The organism is Geitlerinema sp. PCC 9228 (genome assembly GCF_001870905.1).
Taxonomy (GTDB): domain Bacteria; phylum Cyanobacteriota; class Cyanobacteriia; order Cyanobacteriales; family PCC-9228; genus PCC-9228.
Genome location: NZ_LNDC01000051.1, coordinates 3,136 through 25,954 on the forward strand (window position 1 = coordinate 3,136; position 22,819 = coordinate 25,954).

Annotated in this window: 16 protein-coding genes; 9 read left to right on the forward strand and 7 right to left on the reverse strand. The window is 50.9% G+C overall.

Going from position 1 to position 22,819, the window contains the following annotated elements; translation table 11 throughout:
* The 3 genes from AS151_RS03675 to AS151_RS03685 all read right to left on the reverse strand — a co-directional run.
* Nucleotides 1-990, reverse strand: a 990-nt coding sequence (locus tag AS151_RS03675) for a tetratricopeptide repeat protein (protein WP_170861303.1), incomplete at its 3' end; no start/stop codon positions are given.
* Between the two features lie 249 nt (nucleotides 991-1,239).
* The gene (locus AS151_RS03680) at nucleotides 1,240-2,310 is read right to left on the reverse strand and encodes an ABC transporter permease (protein WP_071515711.1); all 1,071 of its coding nucleotides are present in this window, start codon (nucleotides 2,308-2,310) and stop codon (nucleotides 1,240-1,242) included.
* Nucleotides 2,311-2,334: 24 nt separating this feature from the next.
* On the reverse strand, nucleotides 2,335-3,177 hold the full coding sequence (locus tag AS151_RS03685) for an Npun_R2479 family HD domain-containing metalloprotein (protein ID WP_071515712.1): 843 nt from the start codon (nucleotides 3,175-3,177) through the stop codon (nucleotides 2,335-2,337).
* Between the two features lie 470 nt (nucleotides 3,178-3,647).
* Between AS151_RS03685 and AS151_RS03690 the strand changes: the two genes are divergently transcribed.
* On the forward strand, nucleotides 3,648-5,246 hold the full coding sequence (locus AS151_RS03690) for an efflux RND transporter periplasmic adaptor subunit (protein WP_170861304.1): 1,599 nt from the start codon (nucleotides 3,648-3,650) through the stop codon (nucleotides 5,244-5,246).
* A gap of 77 nt (nucleotides 5,247-5,323) precedes the next feature.
* The gene (locus AS151_RS03695) at nucleotides 5,324-8,464 is read left to right on the forward strand and encodes an efflux RND transporter permease subunit (protein ID WP_071515713.1); all 3,141 of its coding nucleotides are present in this window, start codon (nucleotides 5,324-5,326) and stop codon (nucleotides 8,462-8,464) included.
* An 86-nt stretch (nucleotides 8,465-8,550) separates the two neighbouring features.
* Here AS151_RS03695 and AS151_RS03700 read toward each other — a convergent pair whose 3' ends face one another.
* The 4 genes from AS151_RS03700 to AS151_RS03715 all read right to left on the reverse strand — a co-directional run bounded on the left by AS151_RS03700 (nucleotide 8,551) and on the right by AS151_RS03715 (nucleotide 14,765).
* Nucleotides 8,551-9,825: a WecB/TagA/CpsF family glycosyltransferase gene (locus AS151_RS03700; RefSeq protein WP_071515714.1), complete on the reverse strand. Its 1,275-nt coding sequence runs from the start codon at nucleotides 9,823-9,825 to the stop codon at nucleotides 8,551-8,553.
* Between the two features lie 329 nt (nucleotides 9,826-10,154).
* A complete protein-coding gene (locus AS151_RS03705; protein ID WP_071515715.1) occupies nucleotides 10,155-12,470 on the reverse strand; it encodes a tyrosine-protein kinase domain-containing protein in 2,316 nt (771 codons plus the stop codon).
* Between the two features lie 65 nt (nucleotides 12,471-12,535).
* On the reverse strand, nucleotides 12,536-12,856 hold the full coding sequence (locus AS151_RS03710) for a hypothetical protein (RefSeq protein ID WP_071515716.1): 321 nt from the start codon (nucleotides 12,854-12,856) through the stop codon (nucleotides 12,536-12,538).
* Nucleotides 12,857-12,902: 46 nt separating this feature from the next.
* A complete protein-coding gene (locus tag AS151_RS03715; RefSeq protein ID WP_071515717.1) occupies nucleotides 12,903-14,765 on the reverse strand; it encodes an SLBB domain-containing protein in 1,863 nt (620 codons plus the stop codon).
* A 375-nt stretch (nucleotides 14,766-15,140) separates the two neighbouring features.
* Between AS151_RS03715 and AS151_RS03720 the strand changes: the two genes are divergently transcribed.
* From AS151_RS03720 to AS151_RS03750, 7 genes are all read left to right on the forward strand, one after another.
* Nucleotides 15,141-16,967 carry an ABC transporter ATP-binding protein gene (locus AS151_RS03720; RefSeq protein ID WP_139240489.1) on the forward strand — a complete coding sequence of 609 codons (1,827 nt, stop codon included), beginning with the start codon at nucleotides 15,141-15,143 and terminating at the stop codon, nucleotides 16,965-16,967.
* 129 nt (nucleotides 16,968-17,096) lie between these two features.
* Complete coding sequence (locus tag AS151_RS03725; protein ID WP_071515718.1) at nucleotides 17,097-18,005, forward strand: sulfotransferase; 909 nt, start codon at nucleotides 17,097-17,099, stop codon at nucleotides 18,003-18,005.
* Nucleotides 18,006-18,256: 251 nt separating this feature from the next.
* Complete coding sequence (locus tag AS151_RS03730) at nucleotides 18,257-19,273, forward strand: KpsF/GutQ family sugar-phosphate isomerase (RefSeq protein ID WP_071515719.1); 1,017 nt, start codon at nucleotides 18,257-18,259, stop codon at nucleotides 19,271-19,273.
* Nucleotides 19,270-20,004: a 3-deoxy-manno-octulosonate cytidylyltransferase gene (gene kdsB, locus AS151_RS03735; RefSeq protein WP_071515720.1), complete on the forward strand. Its 735-nt coding sequence runs from the start codon at nucleotides 19,270-19,272 to the stop codon at nucleotides 20,002-20,004. Before AS151_RS03730 ends, kdsB begins: the two co-directional genes overlap by 4 nt.
* On the forward strand, nucleotides 20,004-20,852 hold the full coding sequence (gene kdsA / locus AS151_RS03740; protein WP_071515721.1) for a 3-deoxy-8-phosphooctulonate synthase: 849 nt from the start codon (nucleotides 20,004-20,006) through the stop codon (nucleotides 20,850-20,852). The genes kdsB and kdsA overlap by 1 nt, the downstream gene beginning before the upstream one ends.
* The gene (locus AS151_RS03745) at nucleotides 20,849-21,361 is read left to right on the forward strand and encodes an HAD hydrolase family protein (RefSeq protein WP_071515722.1); all 513 of its coding nucleotides are present in this window, start codon (nucleotides 20,849-20,851) and stop codon (nucleotides 21,359-21,361) included. Before kdsA ends, AS151_RS03745 begins: the two co-directional genes overlap by 4 nt.
* Before the next feature lie 24 nt (nucleotides 21,362-21,385).
* The gene (locus AS151_RS03750) at nucleotides 21,386-22,807 is read left to right on the forward strand and encodes a hypothetical protein (RefSeq protein WP_211517509.1); all 1,422 of its coding nucleotides are present in this window, start codon (nucleotides 21,386-21,388) and stop codon (nucleotides 22,805-22,807) included.
* Nucleotides 22,808-22,819: the final 12 nt, after the last annotated feature.

Genomic DNA, 22,819 nt, shown 5'->3' on the forward strand with positions numbered 1-22,819 from the left:
CCGTCCGTTCCAGGCTAGGTAGTAATCGGGTTGGATTTGTAAGGCTCGGTCATAACTAGCTAGCGCTTCTTCCTTTCTTCCTAACTTGTATAGGGCAGCGCCCCGGTTGGTCCAGGCTTGGTAGTAATCGGGTTGGATTTGTAAGGCTCGGTCACAACTGGCTAATGCTCCTTCCATATCTCCTGCTTCAAACTGCTGTACACCTCTGTCAAACCAACTCTTAGCCTCAGCCTCTACATCCGAATCCGACCCTTCCTCACCATTGCCCCGATTCTCCGCCACCGAAAACAAATCCGGTCCCGCATATTCCCAAATCGCCTCTTCCTCTTGACGCTGTTGCAACTGCGTACCTACCTCTTGCGCCACCGATGCCAACTCGCCTACAGACATTTGCCCCAACTGTAGCAAAGGCACAATACGACTGTAGTTGGGTTCGTTAGCCGCTAGCTGTTGGTTGCCCCATTCCCGCAGCCAAGCCGCCATATCGTCCTTGCTGGCGCGGGGAGCAAGTTCTTGTAAAAATTGCTGGACGGCGGATTCTCCCTGGGCGAGGCGTTCCAGGAGTTGGCGAAAGACGGGTTCGTAGTCTTCTGGTTGGAGGGGTTCTTGCTGGCGTTGCAGCAGTTGGTTGCCGATGTCGCCGGCTAGTTTACCGATTTCGCCACCGCCGGTTTGCGATAGCTGTACCATGCGTTGCCCCAATTCTAAGTTGGGAACGGGGGCGTTGGTGACTTTTTTGCCGAAGCGTCGCAGCCAGCCGCGAAAGTGTTTGTCTTGCAACCGGTTGCCCAAATGTGCTTCCAGTTGCGCTGCCCCCCAGCCTTTCTCGGCGACGCCGTCTAGCAGTTCAAAAAATAAGGCTTCGTAGTTGCTGTCGGAAAGGGGTTGTAGGTCGGGTTCTGTTGGCGGTTGCTGTGGGGAGGGGTGGGAGAAGAGGCGTTTGATGGCACGCCAGAGGGTTTTGAGGGGGTGGAGGAGTTTGGAGAGCATGGGAGTGTGGGGGCGTGGGAGTGTGGGAGTGTGGGAGCGTGGGAGCGTGGGGGCGTGGGGGCGTGGGAGCGTAGGAGCGTGGGAGCGTGGGGGCGTGGGAGCATGGGGGCAATGGAAACAGGTTTATTGTAGATCGGGACCAGTTCTGTCGCAAAACCTTGTCTGTCCAGTCAGTCTCCCCACTCCTCCCACTCTTCCCCCTCCTCCCACTCTTCCCCCTCCTCCCACTCCTCGGTATTCCTAAAAAAACTACTGGGAGAAACTGCGGGGGTCGAGGGCGTCTCGGAGTCCGTCTCCTAGGAGGTTGAAAGATAAAACGGTGACGACGATGAGAATGGCGGGGGGCCAGACGAGCCAAGGATGGAGGACTAGGATGGAGGCGTTGGTGGCGATGGAGAGGAGGTTGCCCCAGGAGGGGTCGGGTTGTTGGATGCCTAGACCGATGAGGCTGAGGACGGATTCGGCGATGATGAAGCTGGGAATGCTTAAAGTGGCGGATATTATAACATAAGTTGCGGTTTGGGGCAAGATGTGGCGAGCGATCGCGTAGAAATTCCCACCGCCCATGGCTTGCACGGCTTGGACGAATTCTCGTTCTTTGATGGAAAGCACTTGTCCGCGTACGACCCGCGCCAATCCCGACCAGCTAATAAAGGAAGTGATGACCACAATTAGCAAGAATCGCTGGGTACTGCTCAATCCCGGGGGCAAGATGGCGGCGAGGGCGACCAATAGGTAAATACCGGGAATGGTCATGAGGACTTCCACCAGTCGCATGAGGATGGTGTCGATCCAGCCGCCGAAGTAGCCGGAAATGCCGCCGACTAGCATTCCGATGGGGAAAGAGATGGCAATGCCCACCAAACCGATGCTGAGGCTGATGCGGCCGCCGTGAACGATGCGGCTAAATTGGTCGCGGGCTTGTTCGTCGGTGCCTAACAGATTGAATTTGCCTGCGCCGATGGTACCAAATAAATGGCGATCGCTGGAAATCAGTCCCAAAAACTTATAGCTGCTGCCTTGAACAAACAGCCGCAGGGGGGATGGTTCGTCCCAGTTGACAATTAATTCCCGCTCTCCGGTTTCTAAATCCGTCGGTCCTTGTTGGGTGGGATAAACGTGGGGACCGATAAACTCGCCGGTTTGTTGGTCGTTCCAATAAATCTGCGTTGGTGGCAAGAGGGAACCGCCCGGCTGGGAGACGTAGGGGTCGTAGGGCGCGACAAAATCCGCTCCCAGGACCATGATATATAGGATGAGCAAAATTGTTGCCCCTAGCTGGGCTAGGGGGTTCTTTTTCAGCCGTTGCCACCATTTCATAAATTACGCGCCTCGCTCTACGTTTTAGGCTTCTACTTCTGTTTTGTGTTCTACCACAAATACGTTGGAGTAGAGATTGGCAATAATTTGCTGTCCTTGTTGAGTGAGCGACAGATAGGCGAGGGCATCTTTCACATAGGGATAAACGCCGTTCCAGTAAAAACGGGGATAGTTCAATCGCAAATCCCCGGGATGTTTGTACCCTAATACTTGGTTGGTGCCAGTTTCTTCAAATTCGTAGAACAAGGCGCAAATTTTCTTGAGATAGCGGGGGTCGCTCAATTGACCAATGAGGTCGGCGGCGCGGACCAATCCGGCGTAATTCACGGTATTTTGGTGGTCTTCGGCTGCGGGAACCGGGAAACGGGTGAGTTCGATGTTGCGTTTGATAACTTCCGCATCGATGAGATTGTGACCGCCAAAACGCTCGTCGATAAAGAGTTTGGCACGGTCTACGTGGAAAGGGGTCAACCCGGCATCGGAAGAACCTGGGGGCAGGCATACCTTCACGCCTTCTCTGCCTGTGGCGTAAACCCCATTGCGGTCTTCGCGACAAACCCCCTTGACATAGCCAATATCGTGGCAAACTAGGGAAATAATGCAGTGCAACCAGTCTTCGCAGGAAACACCGCCTTCGCGAATGTGACGCCCGCGCAAAATTTCCTGTCCCACCAGGGTAACGAGAATGGTGTGTTCTACGTTGTGGTACAGGGCATCGCTGTTGGCGATGTTTTCTAGGGCCATGCTGCCTGCCCAGGCGATGATATCGGAATAGTTCGGTTTTAAACCGCCGTAGGTGCGGCGGTAGCCTTCTCGAATGCGATTGACAAATTCGTCGATGAGGATCTCAGTGGCGTTAAATACCATGGTCCAGTTTGAAAAGGATAGCGTTGGTGGTTCAGACGGCAAAAAGGAGAGCAAGGAATTTGCTTTGGGTGTGGGGAGAAACCAACCCCAATCTCCCAGTTTGTCTTAGTAACAGCCTACTCTGTCTTGGTCTCAGTATAATGCGATCGCGATCGCGTGCAAAGGGAATTTCTCCAAAGAAGGAACTCGGGAATATCAAGAGGGGGAACGGTGGGGAGAGTGGGAAACGACGAGCGATGATGATTTTCGTTCTGTTTTGCTAGTTCGGGGGGGAAGGCAATTTTTGAGATCGACACCTGGAAAAGAAAAATACGGTTCTATGTAAAGTTACGTTAATATATTTAAGGAGCCTTCACCAGCTAGGCGATATGGTTGTAGCTGGCGATAAGCGCAACCGACACTGTAGGGGCAGTGCCCCCGTGCCTAATCCTTTGAACCTTGCAGGCAGATTTACGAGGACGATCGTGACTTTGAACCCATCTTCTAGCGACGAGCAACGCGAAACTGCTGGCGGCGAAAGCAATAGGGGCGCAACGGGAAGTGCCCCCGCCAACGAAGGACTATCCCACGAACATCAGCAAGTCGAATCGCCATCTCAAAATCGATTTCCTAGCAACCACCAGCCTGGTACTGGGCGAACGCGCGGCATTGGTCGTGGCTTTGTTTGGGGAATTGGTACCGGTCTGGCTGCTGGGGCTGTAGCAACCTTTGCTTTGCTGTCGGATACGTCCCAATTTTCTCAAAATAGGGGCGATTCGCGATTGGCCCCTACTATGTCTGCCACTGCGGTGGCTTCAGAAGACCAAACCTCCTCGGCGGTGGCGGTCACAACGGCAACAGCCAAAGCCATGCAAGTGTCTCGCACCTTGGAAGCAACGGGAACATTGGAAGCGCGGGAGATGGTCCCCGTTTATCCCAAAGCCACTGGTTTGCAAATCGAACAGATTTTGGTGGATGAAGGCGATCGGGTACAGGCTGGGGAGGTCATGGTACGTTTGGATAACGACGTGTTGCGTTCCCGTTTGAAAAAAGCTCGTGCCGATTTAGCCCGGCAAAGGGCAGCGTTGCAGGAATTGCGTTCGGGAACCCGCCAAGAAGAAATTGCCCAAGCCAAAGCAGATGTGGAACGGTACGAGGCGCAGCTAGAATCGGCGAAATCTTCTTTGGAACTGGCTAACGCCCGGGTAGAACGCAATCGCCAACTGGCTGATGAAGGAGCGATCGCCCGCGATCGCTTGGATGAAATTCTCACATCGGCGAGCAACCGCCGTGCCGAACTAGCCCAAGCCAAAGCCCAGCTCTCCCGCGCCCGCGAACGTCTGGAACAGTTGCGCAACGGACCCCGCGTCGAAGCGATCGCTCAAGCCGAAGCCAGCGTCCAATCTGCCCAAGCAACAGTGAACCAACTGGAGGTGGAGTTAGAACAAACCATTGTACGAGCACCAGCTTCGGGTCTAGTGGCAGAACGTTTGGCGCAAGTGGGAGATGTAACCAGCAATACCAAAAAATTATTTTCCTTAATTGAAAACGGACTTTTGGAACTACAAGTCAAAGTTCCCGAAACCCAACTGCCGCAGGTGCAAGTAGGCAAAACAGCCGAAATTACCTCCGAAGCTTTTGAGCAATTGCAACTGCAAGGAACCATCCACGAAATTGCCCCTTTGGTAGATGCGGAAAGTCGCCAAGCTACAGTCAAAATTCACATTCCCACTAGGGGCGAATCGCGAATCGGCCCTACCAAGCAATTGCGACCGGGAATGTTTTTACATGCGAAAATGGCAACAGTAACTGCCCAGCGCGTTGCCATACCGGGGAAAGCCGTTTTGCCGCAATCCGATGGCAACAATACAGTCTTTAAGCTGCAACCCGACAATACTGTCAAAGCGGTATCGGTAGAGGTAGGAGAAATCCTCAGCCCAACGACGGAGCTCACCGCAAGCGGTCCCCCAGGCAGTAGCAACGGCACCCGTGTAGAAATTCTATCGGGTTTGCAACCGGGCGATCGCATAGTGGTGGAAGGTGCCCCCTACTTGGCTGATGGCGATCGCGTCAAACCCATTACCAAATAACGTAACTCCCGTCTGGGGCGGGCAGTTCGCGAACCGCCCCTACACCGTATATTGCTGGTCATGCATCCATTCATTCCATGAACTTTCATATCTCATCAGCATCCATTCGCAGACCCATTCCCACCATTGTTTTATTCTTAATCCTCGCCATTGGTGGGTTATTCTCCTTCAACCAACTGGGCATCGATAGCAATCCCAACATTGACTTGCCAGTGGTATCGGTCACCGTAACCCAACCAGGAGCAAGCCCCAGCGAATTGGAAACTCAGGTAACCAAGCCCGTAGAAGATGCGGTAGCCGGTTTGGGGGATATCGACCGATTGACCTCTACAGTCAACGATAGCGTTTCCAACACCCGCATTGAATTTGAACTGGGAACCGATAGCGATCGCGCCACCAACGACGTACGCAACGCGATCGCACAAATTCGCCAAGAACTGCCCGCCGACATCGAAGAACCAGTCGTACAACGGGTAGAATTTGCCGGCGGTGCCATCATGACCTACGCCGTCACCTCCGACAAACGTTCCGTAGAAGAACTCAGCAATCTAGTAGACGATAAAATAGCCAAAGACTTGCTCTCCGTTTCGGGAGTAGCGCAGGTAGAACGTACCGGCGGTTTGGACCGAGAAATCTTAGTAGAACTCAACCCCACCCGCCTGAAAGCCCTAAACATCACCGCCACAGAAGTAAACAACCAAATCCGCGCCTTTAACCTCAACTCCCCCAGCGGTCGCGCCACAGTAGGTTCTAGCGAGCAGAACATCCGTACCCTGGGCAGTGCCCCCAGCGTGGAAACCCTACGCAACTACCGCATTTCCCTACCCAACGGCGATAGCGTTACCCTGGAAAGCCTCGCCAGCATCAAAGACAGCTACGCCGACCCCACAGAACTGGCGCGCTATGCCACAAAAGAAAATGGGGCTAACCAGCAGGTAGTTGCCTTTTCCGTTTTGCGCAGCAGCGGTAGCAACCTAGTGAATGTAGAATCAGGAGTACGGGAAGCGATCGCCGATTTACGCCCAACCCTCCCCGAAGACATCCAGCTACAATTAATTTTCACCCGCGCCGACGCCACCCGGGATTCCTACCAAGCCACCATCGACGCCCTGATTTTGGGTTGCTTGCTCACAGTCATCACCGTAGGAATCTTCCTAAAAGATTGGCGACCCACCGTTATCACCGGTTTGGCATTACCCCTTTCCATTATCCCCACCTTCATCGTCATGAAACTGTTGGGATACACCCTCAACAACATGACCCTGCTAGCGCTCTCCCTAGCCGTAGGGAACCTAGTAGACGACGCCATCTGCATGGTAGAAAACATCGACCAACACCTACTGCAAGGGAAAACATCCCGGCAGGCAGCATTAGATGGTTCCCGGGAAATTGGACTAGCAGTAGTTGCCACCACAGCAACCATTGTTTCCGTCTTTATGCCAGTAGCGTTTATGGGTGGCGTACCGGGGAAATTTTTCCAACCCTTCGGCGTGACAGTTTCTGCAGCCACCCTATTCTCCACATTGGTAGCAGTGACCATGACGCCGATGCTGGCGGCATATATTCTCAAACCGAAACGGCGACCATCAGCAGCCTGCAACGGTCCAGTTCCCCAATCCGGTCCTTACCGCAGTTTGCTCACTTGGGCATTAAAACACCGGATTACCACTTTATTGCTAGCAGTAGCGCTGTTTATCGGCAGCTTGCAGTTGGTTCCGTACCTTCCGAAGGGATTGTTTGGCAGCCAAGACGATGGTTTGAGCGTGGTTTCGGTGGAACTGCCGCCGGGGTCTCGTCTGGAAGATACCGATCGCATTGCCCGTCAGGCGAGTAATATATTGTTAGAACATCCAGCTGCAGCGAATGTTTTTGCCAGTATTGGCGGAGACCAACAAAAGGAAATTGACTCAGCAACCCTGTATGTAAACTTATTAGAAAAATCCGAACGGGCGGTTTCCCAGTCAGAATTCGAACGAACCCTGCGGCGTGTTCTCGCCAATATTCCCGGTGCCCGCATCAGCTTCCAATCCCGTGGTGCTGGCGGTAGCAGCAAAGATTTCAGTTTGGTGCTAACCAGCGAAAATCCCGACGCTTTGGTGTCATCAGCAAACAAGATAGAGCGGCAAATGCGGGATATTAGCGGCATGGTGGAAGTGGAATCTACAGCTAGTTTGGTGAAACCGGAAATTCTCATCAAGCCCAACCCAGCGCGGGCTGCGGATTTGGGGGTTTCGGTACAGTCGATTTCCCAAACAGTGACCTTGGCAACCATTGGCGATAATGAGGCGAACTTGCCCAAATTTGACCTGCCCGACCGACAAATTCCCATTCGCGTGCAACTGGCACCGGAGTTTCGCAACGATTTGGAAACCTTGCGCAATTTGCAGGTACCCACCAATACCCAAGAGTTGGTGCCTTTGTCTACTGTTGCCGATATTACGATTGGCAGCGGTCCGGCACAAATCGATCGCAGCGATCGCGCCCGGCAAGTGACCCTATCGGCGAATTTGCAGGGGCTTTCCCTAGGCGAGGCACTGACTGCGGTGAAAGATTTGCCAGCTTTTCGCAATTTACCGCCGGAGGTGAATCAGAAACCCGATGGGGATGCGGAAATTATGCGGGAGGTGTTTAGCCGCTTTTTCGGTGCCCTGGGTTTTGGGGTTCTGTGTATTTATGCGGTGTTGGTGTTGCTGTACAACAATTTCCTCCATCCCTTTGCCATTTTGGTGGCGCTGCCGTTATCCATTGGTGGGGCGTTGCTGGGGCTGTTGGTTACCCAGAAGGAGTTGGGGCTGTTTGCATTGATTGGCATTGTGCTGTTGATGGGGCTGGCAACCAAAAATGCTATTTTGCTGGTGGATGCTACGCGCTCCAACCAACGGGAAGGCAAACCCCGGATTCCGTCAATTATTGAAGCGGGGGTTTCCCGTTTGCGCCCGATTTTCATGACGGCGGTTTCTACGATTTCGGGGATGATGCCCATTGCGTTGGCGTTAGGTGCGGGGGGCGAGGTTCGCTCTCCCATGGCGATCGCGGCAATTGGTGGTTTTTCCACATCTACGTTGCTAACGCTGGTGGTGGTGCCGGTGCTGTTCAGCTATATCGATCGCTTTAGCGGTGGCATTGTCAATATCTTTCGCAAAGAAGAAAATCACAAGCCATCGGTGGATGCGGTCGAGCCTGCAGAAGCTGTTTCCCAACGGGGAATCGGGCGATAAGAGATTGGGAGCGTACTGCCTAGGAGATAGAAAAGTACGATCGCTTGTTTTCTCCAACGCCCCGATCCCTCATCTCCCAAAAACCACTACGCTGCCATGGAACGATACCCCGCCGTGCAATCGTCGCTACTTTGGGCGGGAAGAATATATTGTAAGAGAAAATTGAGGGTTTCTGATTTGATATAACCTTTGCGTACGGCGATTTCGCCAAAACGCAGGCTGGTGTGGACTTGTTCTTGAAGGATATGGTTAATTTTGCCGTCGTCGAGCAAGCCGGCTGATTTGAGATAGTAGCCAATGGGATGTTGGGGATGATGGTTGGCTAGTTGCGGTAGCTGCACGGCAAAAAAGTCCACGGTTTCTATTTCCACCCATCCTTTCTGGACCAGAATTTCACCGAACCGGGGAGAAGGTTGTTGGGAAGATTGGTTTTGGGTGTGCTGGTTTTGCAGCTGGAGGGTGGTCTCTACTTGCTCGGTAGAGAGCAAACCAGCTTGTTGGAGGGCTTCGCCAATTCTGGGTTTGGCTGGGGGAACAGATACCATTGATGCTGGTGGGCAATCTCTACGGCGGCGAAACCACCAGGTTTGTACCAATTGCTGGCTGGCTAGCCACACAAACGGGGGAATGGTTTTGGCGTAGCGTTTCCACAGGCGGCGCGGTTCTTGAATGAGGCGATACAGCCACTCCAAACCTACTTGCCGCACCCATTCGGGAGCGCGCTTGTGCAAGCCAGCATATACGGGAAAAACGGCACCTACACCCAGGGTCACTGCCGAGAGTTGGTGGCTATGCTGTGCCATCCAGTTTTCTTGTTTGGGACATCCCAAGGCCAAAAAGATGATTTGCGTTTGGCGATCGCGAATTCTTTGCACCAATTCCCGGTCTTCGGTGGGGGTGAGGGGTCGAAAGGGTAAAGGTTCCATGCCGACGATGGATAAGTCGGGAAATTCCCGACGCAAACGCTGGTGCATGCGTTCGAGAACGGCACTGTGCGACCCCAGGAAGAAGACACGGAGGTTTTCTTGAGAGGCGCGATCGCAAAGTTGTAAAAATAAATCCATACCGGCAACGCGGTCTTGCTGGGGGAATCCCAACAACCGCAACATCCACACCAGCGGCATGCCATCCGGTGTGACCAAATCGGCACTTTCTAAAACTCGTGCAAACGCCCGATGCCAGTAAGCTTCCATGAGCATGTGCACGTTGGCCACGCAAACGTTGCGACTCTCCCGGTGCCGAGCCCATTGTACGATTGCATCCACCTGTTCTTCCAAACGTGCTGCCGTTACGCCAGAGCGAAGGAGGCGCTGTTTCGGTAGTTGCACGGAAGACCCAGGGGGGAATAGCCTGCTTTCCATAAAACGAACCTAGTAGAAGGGGACGCAATTTCCTTTGTTCGTAAAAGCAACGTTTCCAAGACAGCTGTCTGGAGAACCATTGCCCGTAGGTTGCTTTTTTTAGGTCAATACCGTTCAAAAAAGCTTCCGTACTTCCACGGAGAAACCGTATCACCTAGGTATTGTAGGAGAAGACAGCCAAATATTCCTAGAGGTTTTTCCGGAAAATCGTTTTTTTTACTGCAAATTTATAATTCCCCGTTGCGATCGCCTACTTTTTTAAATTTTTTGTAAATTTTCGCTTCTACTGCAAACACTTCCTTGACAAAATCTCAAACATTCTTTACTTTTTACTTTTGCCGCCATTTTTGCAACCAAGCCCGGACTGGATTTTCCGCCACTGACCTCGATTTCTGGGGGTCGTACCACGTTTGCAGGGTTTGGGAATGGCTTTGGGTGGCATTTTCCGAAGTTTCCGAGCTTCCAGAAGTCCGATTTCCACCGGTATCGGGAGTGGAATAAGCCGTAATGGAACAGGCATCGTGGCTGGGAGTGGCCCCATTAGCCACCATGCCCAACACCGGCGTTCGAGCCAAACGCAGCTCTTCCAAAGCTTCCTGCAGGCGCGGACCTTTGACCCGACCCAAACCAGCCACCAGCAAAATGCCGCTGGTGTGATTGCCCAGCAGGTGAGCATCAGCACATCCCAACAGCGAAGGCGCGTCGTACACCACCAAATCAAACGCCGCCTGCAACTTATCCATCAACTCTTGCATCTTATGGGAAGCCAGCAAGCGTACCGGATCTAGAGGAACCGACCCCGCTGGCAGCACGAATAAATTTTCCTCCAAAGGCGATTTTTGGATGGCTTGATAGGGGTCCAAATCTTGGGCAATGACCTCCGTAAGTCCCTGGGTATTGTCCAATCCCAAATGCTGGTGCAAATTGGCATGGCGCAAATTGGCATCCACTAGCAAAACCCGCCGGTCCATGGTGCCGGCTGCTTGTGCCAAATAAAAAGCCACCGTAGTCTTTCCTTCCTGTGGCATTGCGGAACTGACCACAAAGGAAAAAATAGACAAATCGTGTCCCAACAGGCGAATGTTGGTACACAGAGAACGAAACGCCTCCAAAAACAGCAGCGTCTTGCTACATTGATACTGAGCGCTGGGACCGCTAGGATCGCCAGCACGGATGATGGCAGCACTGGGTGCCGCCGCCACTTCGGCACGGGCCACCGGCGCTTTCTCCAATCCTTTTTCCTTGGGAATTACCCCCAGCAAAGGCAGTTTGGCCACATTTTTCAGTTCCTTCGGCGTATGCAGTACGTTGCGCAACCAATCCAGCAATAGGACCAATCCCAATCCCACCATCATACCCAAAGCAGCACCCAAAACGGCATTTTTGCGGATACTAGCTGTGGACGAGTGGGGAGGGCTGGGTGGGGTCAGCAACTGCCAGGGAACTTCTTTTTGGGCGGCATCCAAACGGAACGCCTCTCGTTTGGTCAGAAATTGGTTGAGGTTTTCCGTGGCAATTTTTAACTGTCGTTGAATTTCCGTATACTCCCGGTCGATAGCCGACAGCTGTTTGATTTGCTGGTTGAGGCGTTCGATGGTATTTTCTAAAATCCGCTCGCGCGATCGCAACTGGTCAATTTGACTGGCTAGTTCCTGGAGCGTACGTTCTCCTTCTTGCTGCAGCAGGGGCAATAACTGGGCTTGTTTGTCCTGCAACAATTGCTGTTCGGGACTAGCTTCTAAAAATAAGGTCGAGGACTCAGCTCGTTGCTGCTCGATTTCCCGATAGCGCGCCAGCAGGGTTTGATAGCGGGTATTTTCTTTCAAAGCCGGTGCGGTGATTTCGGTAATTGGGTTATTCGCCAGTTGTTGCTGCAAGGCTTGGTATTGTGCTTGCGTTTCCTTCAGCTGCAGTTGGGTATCCAAAAGATTTTGGGTAAAACCACTTACCTGAGTGGAGAGCTGCTGGCCGGTGGTGGTAGGATCCACCAAGTTGTATTGCGTCCGCAAGGTTTGCAAGTCTTGCTGTCTGGCTTCCACGCGGCTGCGCAGTAGCGGTAGCTGGTCTTCCAAAAAGTCGATACCGCGGTTGATATCCCGTTGCCGCGTTTGCAAGCTGTAGTTGAGATATGCTTGCGAGAGAGATTCCAAAACAGCTTGGACCAATTGCGGGTTGGTATGGCGGTAGGAAACCACCAAAATATCGGTGTTACCGCCGGCTTGTTTGATGTCGAGGTTTTTGGCAATGGTTCCGTAACTGATTTGGGGATACTCGTCTTGCAGTTTTTTTACAATGGGATCGAGCGCGTCGGGACTTTTAAGAATTTTTAATTTCACTTCGTCTACTTTGACCCCGACAATCTCTTCGCGATTGCTGAGGGTTTCCGGGTTGGCGGAGGAAATAATTTGGCTTTCTAGGGTCACTGGTTTGGTAAGCAGTTCGAAGCGTGCTTGAAATACGGGAACTTCGGTGATTGCGTCGTAGGCAGCCACAGCTGCTAAAATTGTAGTACTGCCTGCGATGAGCCAGACGCGGCGGCGAATGGCTCGTAGCACCCGTTCTAGATCCAAGCCACCTTCATCGCTATCGTCAAATTGAGAAGCTTCCGACATTTTGAGCAGTTGAGAAGGGGATTGTGCGTTCATAAACAATAGAAAAAATCAATACCATCGATATCAATTTCATTTTTGAGCGTCTGGGAGCGTATAATTTATGACTCCCGCAGCAGCAAAGCCATCCAGGTTTCGGCGGCATCGTCATAGCTGTCAGCTTCTATAACGCGAAACTGCATTGTGCGACCTGCCACATCCAGCCAAATGCGATCGCCGGATCGTGGTACATTTCCCTGAGCGCTCAAATAGGCTTGTTCGCCGTTTTGGATGAGATCCACAATATAGTCTTGGCCAGCGATCGCGCTCGTATAGTCATAAATTCGATAGCGTTTCTTCTGCACCCCAGGCAACCAAGCTACTAGCCAATTCCAGACATGGGCGACAATATATCGAAATTTTCTCCTAGCAGAAACAAGCATGGTGCAGCTAACATCTTCGATCCCTACTCCTTACTATGCCCGCAAATCAATCCATTTGCAAAGTGTCCACCACATCTGATAAGCGAGCCGGCAGTCCCAAAATGCTTAAGACACGGTTGATGGGACCTAGGGTAGTATCCAATACATCGCCGACGCTGGCTAGAAACGAACGACCCACAATAATGGTATCGTTGCTGCGCAATACCGGATTTTTCTCCTCATCCACCCCTTGCTCGAAATCCACCGCAATTTCCCGCTGGGTCACCGTCCCGTTGGGTTGCAGGCGTATCAAATCTACCGAACCGGTTTTGGCGCGGTTGTTAAAGCCACCGGCTGCTAGCAAGGCTTGATTGAGGGGAGTATTGGGAGGCAGCTGCAAGGCACCAGGACGCCGCACTTCCCCCACAATATTGATCTTCACCGTCTCGGGAGCAAAACTGGCGGCAGCTAGCTGGGTGGTTTCTTCCGGTCGCAATTCCCTGGCAGTAGGAACCACGATAGTATCTCCCTCCTGCAAGACAATATCTTGGCTGGTATCTTCAGCTTGTAACAGTTTCCAAAGATTGACGGTTAGCGTTCGTTGTTCGCCGCTGCTGGTTTGGCGACGGACTTGGATTTGGCGGATGTTTGCTTGGGTGTCAATACCGCCGGCGACTTGTAAGGCTTGCGTAACCGTGGGAGCGCCTTCTGGACCTCCCTGACCGGTGACCGTGTGGGGACCGGGACGGCGTACTTCCCCTAAAACATCGACGTTGATGGGTTGGGTTTGTGCGGGGGCAAAGCTGGCAGAACGCAGCCGGGAGATTTCTGCTAGGTTGGTTTCCGGAACTGTCGGTACGACCACTGTATCGCCGTCTTGTAAAATTAAATCTTGCTGCAGTTGCGAGTCCTGTAGCAGTTTCATTAAATTGACTTGAATGGTTTGCGTGGTACCGTTTTTGGCGGTGCGGCGAACTTGAATGTTGCGAATGTCGGCGAGGGGTTGAATGCCACCGGCGGCTTGTAAGGCTTCGGTGACGGTGGGTTTGCCTCCAGGACCGCCTTCTCCAGCTACGGCATGGGGTCCGGGACGGCGCACTTCTCCTAAGACGGCGATATCTATCGGTTCTGCGCGATCGCTGGCGAAGCTGGCAGCGGCCAGTTGGTTGCTTTCTGCGATGTCGATTTGGTTGCTGGTGGGAATGACAATGGTGTCGCCGTCTCGCAGGGGAATGTCGCTTTGTAAGTTACCGGTTTGCAACAGTTGCCACAGGTTGACGGTGATGGTTTGACCATCGGAGCAACAGCTGCGTACTTGCACCTGCCGCAGGTCGGCTGCCTGGGTGATACCACCGGCGGTTTGAATGGCTTGGGTGAGGGTGGGGAACTGAGACCCGTTGAATTCTAGGGTGTAGGAACCGGGACGTTGGATTTCTCCGGCGATGCCAATTCGCAAGGGACGGGGGGTGGTCAGGGTAACGGTGACTCGCGGATTGCGCAAAATTCTGGCTTCTTCGTAGGCTGCAGCGATCGCGCTGGCGGCGGCTTCTAGGGTCAGTCCTTCCACGGTGATGGTACCGATGGGAGGCAGTTGCAGGTTGCCACCGACGAGGATTTCCCGCTGGCCGCTGTATTGGGGAACTTCAAAAATATCGATTTGAATGCGATCGCCGGCCCCTAGGGTGTAGGGACGGTGGTGGGAAGCCTCGCCGCGATCGTTCCCTGGGAAGGGATGGGTGTGGTTTTCCAGATCGATGTTGGGAAAGTTGGGATTGGGACTGGGTGGGGTGGCAGTTTCCCTTTCTGGGAAAAGAGGTGGCACTTGCGCGCGTCCTCCGGAACCGAACAGTACGAGGGAAGCAGTGACCCCCCAAACCAGCACAGCATAAGCAGCAGACCGCATAAGATGTTGGCCAACAATACGTTGCATGGTGATCTTGTCTCCAGTTTATCGCGACGTTCTCGGTTTGCCTTTTTTTTGCACAAAAAGGATATACCCAATACATTTACGTGTGACAACGAGGAATGTTCCTGGTTATAATACCTTCGGATGCTTCATTCTCAGTACTGTCACGTATACTACATCCGCAGCTGGTATGAGGAGGGAGGATCGAACGGGGGAACACACGATCGCGAAGATTGGGAATAGAGCGGTCGGTCAGCTGGTGGATATGAGGGATCGCTCGCTGCCACACGGAGCGATTGGGGAATCGAACAGAGGGGTTTTCTGGAACGATTTGGATAGAGGGTCAGAATTTTTTCTCGTTTCTCGTTGTTTTCGCGATCGCAAACTCAGGAGGCGTACGTGTCTGCATACCTATCAAAATTTTTGTACGTTTTGCCAGCGGGAAAACGCAGCTTGGTCATGTTGGTTGTGTTGTTTCTCCTGGTATCGCTGTTAGAAGTTTTTGGCATTGGTTCTATTGGTCCGTTTATTTCCCTCGCTAGCAACCCACAAACCATTTCCCAAACGCCTTGGTTGCATCAAATTTACCTACAAACGGGTTTCCAAAACGAAACCCACTTTCTAGGTTTTCTCGGTTTGTTGATTGTGGCTATTTTTATCCTGAAATCCTACGTTCACTGGCGCGTTAACGTTCATATTTTTCGCTTCAGTTTTCAACAACGAGCTGAGCTGTGTCGCCAGTTGCTGCAAGCATATCTGGAAGCTCCCTATTCTTTTCACCTAAGTAATAGCAGTGCCAAAAGCATTCAAAATGTTATTCAATTTACCGGACAGTTTTCTGGCACAATTTTGATTACGTTTTTGGTGGAACTTTCCAACCTAACAATCGTTTTGTTCCTAACCGCTCTTCTGTTTATTGCCAATTCTATTGCGGTGGTGATGGTTTTATCGATCTTGCTACCTTTGTTGCTGCTTTTCCATCATTTCCGCCAGAAAATCAAACAATGGGGACAAGAAGTGGGGGAAGCCAATGCATCAATGATTCGCATTGTCAATCACAGTTTGGGCAGCATTAAGGAAACGCGAATTATTGGCTGCGAACCCCATTTTCAAGGGCAAATTTCCCAACAAGCCAATCGCTTAGCCGATGCCATGACGGGATTTTTCTCATTTAAAATTTTGCCCAGGCTGATGATCGAAACGATGCTGGTTTTGGGGTTGGTTGGCTTTACATCGATCTCGTTAATCGTGTACCAAAATTTGGAATCTCTTTTGCCAGTTTTAGGGATATTTACCGTGGCATCTTTGCGCATGGTTCCAGCCATTACAGGGTTGGTCAAAGGAGCCAGTACCCTGCGCAACTCCACTTACACGCTGGACCGGCTCTATTTGGAATTTAAAGAAATAGAATCTTTTCAAAAAGAAGCTGTTTCTCAATTTTCTGTGGCTATGAATACCAGATCTAGGGAAAATTACCAAAAGAAAAATTTAACCTTCCGCGATCGCATTGTTTTGGATGGGGTTAGCTATCGCTATCCGGAAGCTAACGAACATGCCCTCAGCGATATTTCCTTAACCCTTCAAAAAGGAGAATCCATTGCTTTTATCGGCAAATCCGGTGCTGGCAAAACCACCCTGGTCGATGTCATTTTAGGACTGCTATTACCCCAGCAAGGAGATATTCAAGTAGACGATACTTCAATTTACCAAAATTTGCGTTCCTGGCAAAATTTAATTGCCTACATTCCCCAATCTATTTACCTAATTGACGATACCATCGAAAGGAATATTGCTTTTGGGGTTCCCGATGAAGCCATCGATGGCGAAAAAGTAGAAAAAGCCATACAAGCTGCTCAGTTACAAGATTTAATCGCCGAACTTCCAGAAGGAATGAAAACTTCTGTAGGGGAACGAGGGGTGCGTTTGTCTGGAGGTCAACGCCAGCGAATTGGTATTGCCAGAGCGATTTACCACGACCGACCCATTTTAATACTTGACGAAGCAACTTCTGCTCTCGATAACGAAACTGAAAATTTGGTCAGCGAAGCCATTGAATCTTTAGCTGGTGTAAAAACCACCATTGCGATCGCGCATCGCCTGAGTACGATTCAAAATTGCGATCGCATTTATCTCATGGAAAAAGGAAAAATTGTCAAATCGGGAACCTATCAGGAAGTCGTGGAAGCTACAAACGAAGTAGAAAATGCTGTTAATAATAGTGCCTAGCTTTTTTCCCAATCTTATACGAAATCCTGCTGTAAACTTATGAAAAAGAACCCCCTGTAGTCCCCCGCAGGCTCGGGAAACACGGATTTCATCTTACTGCCAATTTTTGTATCCAATGGAGGAAAAACTATGACGATGCCCAACTTTTTAGTAATTGGTGCTGTCAAATCAGCGACAACATCTGTTTATCACTATCTGAAGCAACATCCAGAAATCTACATGAGCCCTACCAAAGAAACCAGTTTCTTTGCCATTGAAGGGGATGATTTAGACTTTAATGGACCTGGTTTCCAGCAAACCTATCTTTACAAATGCGGCATCAGAGATTTGGATACTTACCAGGCTGAATTTGCTGGTGTCACCAACGAAAAAGCGATTGGCGAGGCTTCTCCTATCTATCTATATTTTACCCCCAAAGCTCCCCAGCGTATTCGTCACTATCTCGATCGTCCCAAACTCATTGCTATTTTACGCCATCCTGCCGAGCGTGCTTTTTCCCATTTTCTTAATAATATTCGCGATCGCCGGGAACCGCTTACTGATTTTGCTGCAGCTTTACAAGATGAAAAACGTCGCCTGCAAGAAAATTGGGGACCTGCTTGGCATTACCAAGAAATCGGTTTCTACTCGCGATATCTTCGGGAATATTTTCAGCGTTTTGAACGCGAACAAATTCGGGTGTATTTGTTTGAGGATTTGAAAGCCAATCCCATAGCTACCATGCAAGATATTTTCCGATTTCTAAAAGTTGATGACACTTTTATTCCCGATTTTTCCGGTAAGTACAATCAATCCTACACTCGCAAAAGCGAACTGTTACACGATATGATTTTTACCAGCAATCCCCTCAAGGCAGCCGTGAAAACCCTGGTTCCGGCAGGGGTAACCCGCAAACTGGCAACTCGCATCAACAAACAAAATCTCGCCAAACCGAAATTATCCCCGCAAATTCGCCAGCAACTGGTAGATTTATATCGCGAGGATATTTTACAGCTACAGGATTTGCTGCAACGAGATTTCTCGGCGTGGTTGGCGTAATATAAACGCATGTAGGGTATCTTTGCCAAAACTTTATACAAAAATGCGATCGCTTGCCCCGGCCAAAAACTGTCCTAAGTGCTGCAATACGCAAGTATCGGCTTGCCATCGGGAACGTACTAGGAAAAATTTATGTATTTTTTTGATAAAGCTCCGTGCTAGCACTGGAAAATTATACTGAATTGAGTTAGCTTGTGGCGTAATTCGCGAGTTTTACGGATATCCATCGTTTCAAATCGTCCTAGCCAACTATGCAAACCCAAGCCTCTCCTTCCGTTTTCTCCCAGAGTCGTTCGTACTTTCAGCAAGTTACCGAACTACTGCAGCTAGAAGCAGAAGCGATCGCACAGACGAGTCAGCGATTGCAACCAGAATCCGTTCAAAGCGTTGTCCAACTTCTCAGTACTTGCACGGGGAAAATCGTCCTCACGGGGGTAGGCAAGTCCGGCATCGTTGCCCGCAAAATTGCTGCTACTCTCACCAGCGTAGGCACAGTGGCCATTTTTCTGCACCCCGCAGAAGCCCTTCACGGGGATTTGGGCATCGTACAATCGGATGATGTGGTAATTGCCCTCAGCAACAGCGGCGAAACCGACGAACTGCTGGCGATGCTGCCCTCTTTAAAACAGCGTTGCGTTCCCATTGTTGCCTTGGTGGGGAATCTCGATTCTACCCTAGCGCGACAGGCAAATGTGGTCCTCGCTGCCACCATCGAACGGGAAGCTTGCCCCCTCAATTTAGCACCCACCACCAGTACCACGGTAGCCATTGCCATTGGCGATGCGATCGCAATGACCGTTGCCACCGCCAAAGGCATCACCCCGGAAAAATTTGCCCTCAACCATCCCGCCGGTCGTTTGGGCAAACGCTTAACCCTGCGGGTTGCCGATATCATGCATGGGGGAACAGATAATCCTACCATTTCTCCCGATGCCAGTTGGTTGGAGGTGGTTACCGGTATCAGCCAGGGGGGATTGGGGGCTGTCAGCGTTGTTGACGAACAGCAGCGGCTGTTAGGCATCATTACCGACGGTGACTTGCGTCGGGCTATGGAAACGATTCAGCCAGTAGAACTAGCTAAATTCCAAGCTGGAAGCATCATGACCCGCAACCCCATTACCGCTATGCGTGAGTGGTTGGCGTACGATGCCTTGCAGGTGATGGAAAACCGACCTTCCCAAATTGCCGTTTTGCCAGTGGTGGATGCCGACCGCCGCTGCGTTGGTTTGTTACGATTGCACGATATTGCTAGGAGTGGTCTCCTGTGAAGATTTTAGCTGTCATTCCAGCGCGCTATCAATCCCAGCGGTTTCCGGGAAAACCCTTAGCCTTGGTGGGCGATCGCCCCATGATAGAATGGGTATACCAAGCCGCCAAAAACGCCCAAGTTTTTGACGAAGTCATTGTTGCCACCGATAGCCCGCAAATTGCCACCTGCGTGCGGAATTTTGGTGGTAAAGTAGAAATGACCCGCGAGGACCACCTCACTGGAACCGACCGGGTGGCGGAAGTTGCCACCCGCTATCCCAAAATGCAGGTGGTTGCCAACGTACAAGGGGACCAACCTTTTGTGACGACCGAGGCGTTGCAGCAGTTGGTTTCACCCTACTTGCAAGGAGAAGCCCCGGAAATGACCACTTTGGGATGTCCCCTCAATTGTGAAGAAGACCGCCTGAATCCTCACACGGTCAAAGTTATTTGTTCGGTTCAGGGTCATGCCTTATATTTTTCCCGCGCTGCCATTCCCTATTTCCGGAATCGCGGAGAAGTGCCAGTTTACCATCATTTGGGGCTTTATGCCTTTCGCCGGGATTTCCTGGCTGCTTACGCCCAGCTAACGCCTACGCCTCTGGAACAATGCGAAGGATTGGAACAGTTGCGGGTGTTGGAACACGGCTATACCATTCGCGTCGCCTTTACGCAAACTTCTACCTTAGAAATTAACACGCCCGAAGATTTAGAAAGAGCTCAGTTGTTTGTTTCGGAAAGGATTGCCTAATGGTTCGCGCTCAAATTACCGACCAAATTGCTGTGGGTGACGGCTTGCCGCTGCTGTTAATTGGCGGTCCCTGCGTCATCGAATCAGAAGATTTTACCCTCCGCATGGCGGATCGGATTGCGCAAATTTGCGATCGCTTGCAAATTCCCTTTGTTTTTAAATCTTCTTTTGATAAAGCCAACCGTACTTCTGTGGACTCGTTTCGGGGAAAACCCCTGGAAGATGGTCTAAAAATCCTGCAACGGGTGAAAGAAGAAGTAGGCGTTCCCATTCTCACCGACATTCATGAAAGCCATCAAGCGGCACCAGTAGCCGAAGTGGCTGACGTACTGCAAATTCCTGCCTTTCTCTGCCGCCAAACCGATTTGCTGCTAGCGGCTGCTGCGACTGACAGCGCCATCAATGTCAAAAAAGGGCAATTTCTCGCCCCTTGGGATATGCAAAACGTGGTCAACAAGCTAGTTGCTGGTGGTGCCAGTAATATTTTGCTGACCGAACGCGGTACCAGTTTCGGCTACAATACCCTGGTAGTGGATTTTCGTTCGCTACCGCAAATGCGCCAGTTGGGATATCCGGTGGTGTTTGACGCCACCCATAGCGTACAAATGCCGGGAGGGCAAGGAAAACATTCCGGCGGTCAGCGTCAGTTTGCGCCTTACCTAGCGCGCGCTGCTACTGCTGTAGGCGTGGATGCCTTGTTTATGGAAATCCACGAAAACCCCGATATTGCCCTTAGCGACGGACCCAACATGATTCCCCTGGCACAGTTGGAAGGCGTTTTGCGGCCGATTCTGGAAATCCGCTATGCCTTACAAGCTGAGACGGATATACCGGTACTATCTTCATGACTCGAATCGTTCCTACCGACTTGCAACCCAACTTTGCCCGCGTTCAACTGCTGGTTTTGGATGTGGATGGCGTACTCACCGATGGTGGCTTATACTATACCGCAAGCGGCGAAGAATTCAAGAAATTCAATGTCAAAGACGGCATGGGGATTAAGCTGATTCTCAAAGCCGGTATTCAAGCGGCCATCATCACCGCCAGCGAGGCACCAGCTACCCGTCACCGCGCCCAAAAATTGGGCATTCAGCATGTTCGTGTGGGGGTTGAGGATAAGCTCACTGCCTTGAAGGAACTGTGCCAAAAACTCGAACTCGACCTTTCCCAAGTTGCCTATATGGGAGATGATATCAATGATTTACCACCGATGCGTGCGGTGGGTTGCCCGCTAACGGTTGCCGATGCCATGCCTGCCAATCGTGCTGTTGCTATTTATATCACGGAAAAATCAGGTGGCGATGGTGCCGTACGGGAAATTTGCAATTTGTTACTTTCTTTACACGGCAAAACGTAGTTTCGTTCTTGGTGGGGAAAGACTTTGATAAGTACGCAACCGGCTTTCCAAAAGCAAATTCGCCAGCAGCTGCGCCAGTTTCTCACAACGGTGGAAAAACCCATTTTCTCGCCATATTATTTCCCTACCCATCGCTATTTAACCATAGCAGAACGCTGGCGGTTGCTGGGCAAATATATGTTGGTTCCGGTGACAACTCCATCTTCGCAGGTGGCAGTACCGGAAATTTGTTTTGTGTTGTATTCTAAGGCTTGCGAACGTATGTTGTTGCCGTTGCTGTTTCATTTGTTACAGCGGCAAGAAACCCAGTTGGGAAGATATAAAATACGTGCGATCGCTTTAAGTGGGGTTCACGAGTTGAAATTAAATCCCCATGCGATCGCTCATCTAAAAAAACTCGGCTGTTCTGTAGAAACCGACCACTATAGTTTGCTTCGTTTTTGCCAGCAACCCCAAAACAAATTGGTGGTTTTGTGTTTGGATCACCGCCATCTTTCCCAGTTCCATCGCTGTGGTGTTGATATCGCCGATACGTTAAAAACTTTTGGCGTCAAAACCCTTTCTATCCAACACGGCGGTACGCGGGAAGATGCCGTGGAAGGCTTATCAACGGCGGCTTCGGATGTGGTTTTGGTGTGGGGAAAACGGGTTTATCGGCAGTTGGTAGAAACCTACGGCGTCAATGCCAGTCGCTTGCGTTTGGTGGGCAATCCTTTGCACGATGCTTCTGCCCAAATGTTGCGAGATAGTATCAATTCTAGCAAGCCACAATCGGTTTTACAGGTATTGCGCGATCGCTATCCCTACCTACAAAAACAAATCGAAACCAAAAAAATTATCTTGCTCGCTAGCTGCTTGCATAGCGAATATTACGGTTACGAAAACGAACAAGAACTCTACCAACAATATATCCGTCATATCTATCGCAGTTTGGATTTTTCCCAAGTGGTGTTGTTGGTGAAAATGCATCCTTTAGATAAAAAACATCCCAATCTCTATCAAACAGCCGCCGAGGAACTTATCGATAGGAATGCAATGGCGATTATCGAACCGGAAGTTACTGAATTGGATATTTACAAACTTCTCTTAATTTCCGATTTATTGCTAACCCGCTGTTCCACTGTAGCCGAGGAAGCTTTGCTGGCAAACAAAAAAGTGGTTGCCTTCGATCTATTTCCCGAAGGTCCATCAAAAGGATACAAACATTTAGAAGAGTACGGTCGCTATACTACTGCCTATGCCAAACCCAAAGAACAGCTAGCCACAGTAATTTCCCAAGCGTTGTTTTCTCCGCCTGACTCTACTAGCGAACACCCATTCCACGAAACAATTGTTCGCGATATTACCTATGCTTTGGATGGTCAATCCACAGCCAGAGCGGTCGATACGATCTTACAGGAATTGAATGTAGGAGAATTTCGCAAAACTTCCCTACAAAGAGAATAAAAATTCATCAAG

What these genes read in the sequence shown, in the direction of transcription:
- AS151_RS03680 (WP_071515711.1), bottom strand. Translation starts at nt 2,310, where the DNA reads ATGAAATGGTGGCAACGGCTGAAAAAGAACCCCCTAGCCCAGCTAGGG.
- AS151_RS03730 (WP_071515719.1), top strand. Translation starts at nt 18,257, where the DNA reads ATGCAAACCCAAGCCTCTCCTTCCGTTTTCTCCCAGAGTCGTTCGTAC.
- kdsA (WP_071515721.1), top strand. Translation starts at nt 20,004, where the DNA reads ATGGTTCGCGCTCAAATTACCGACCAAATTGCTGTGGGTGACGGCTTG.
- AS151_RS03725 (WP_071515718.1), top strand. Translation starts at nt 17,097, where the DNA reads ATGACGATGCCCAACTTTTTAGTAATTGGTGCTGTCAAATCAGCGACA.
- AS151_RS03700 (WP_071515714.1), bottom strand. Translation starts at nt 9,825, where the DNA reads ATGGAAAGCAGGCTATTCCCCCCTGGGTCTTCCGTGCAACTACCGAAA.
- AS151_RS03685 (WP_071515712.1), bottom strand. Translation starts at nt 3,177, where the DNA reads ATGGTATTTAACGCCACTGAGATCCTCATCGACGAATTTGTCAATCGC.
- AS151_RS03745 (WP_071515722.1), top strand. Translation starts at nt 20,849, where the DNA reads ATGACTCGAATCGTTCCTACCGACTTGCAACCCAACTTTGCCCGCGTT.
- AS151_RS03695 (WP_071515713.1), top strand. Translation starts at nt 5,324, where the DNA reads ATGAACTTTCATATCTCATCAGCATCCATTCGCAGACCCATTCCCACC.
- AS151_RS03705 (WP_071515715.1), bottom strand. Translation starts at nt 12,470, where the DNA reads ATGAACGCACAATCCCCTTCTCAACTGCTCAAAATGTCGGAAGCTTCT.
- AS151_RS03710 (WP_071515716.1), bottom strand. Translation starts at nt 12,856, where the DNA reads ATGCTTGTTTCTGCTAGGAGAAAATTTCGATATATTGTCGCCCATGTC.
- AS151_RS03715 (WP_071515717.1), bottom strand. Translation starts at nt 14,765, where the DNA reads ATGCAACGTATTGTTGGCCAACATCTTATGCGGTCTGCTGCTTATGCT.